The organism is Halorubrum sp. SP3, assembly GCF_005435195.1.
GTDB classification, from domain to species: Archaea; Halobacteriota; Halobacteria; order Halobacteriales; family Haloferacaceae; genus Halorubrum; species Halorubrum sodomense.
In genome coordinates this window covers 1-240 of record NZ_SGTU01000694.1, presented here as the reverse complement: position 1 = coordinate 240, position 240 = coordinate 1, and the positions used below count along the sequence as shown (strand labels likewise).

The following is a 240-nucleotide window of genomic DNA, read 5'->3' as shown; positions in this document are numbered from 1 at the left end:
CCAGGTGGTGACGGGGCTGCGCGACGAGGGCGACCTCGACGGCTTCCGGCTGGGCCGCGAGAACGTCCTCTCGCTGCCGGACTACGATCCGGAGGGAGACGCGAGCGGAGCCGACGAGGACGGCGGCGACGAGGAGAGCGATAGGGAAGACGCGAGCGGCGAGGACGACGCTACCGACGACTGACCGCGCCGCCGACGCTCCGGGGACGGCTCGGTTCGGCCGCGCTCACAGGTCTCGCG

At 73.3% G+C, this 240-nt stretch carries 1 pseudogene; it reads left to right on the top strand.

The window, feature by feature from the left end:
- Positions 1–184: pseudogene (locus EXE42_RS17985) on the top strand (hypothetical protein); the annotation flags it as partial.
- Positions 185–240 lie beyond the last annotated feature (56 nt).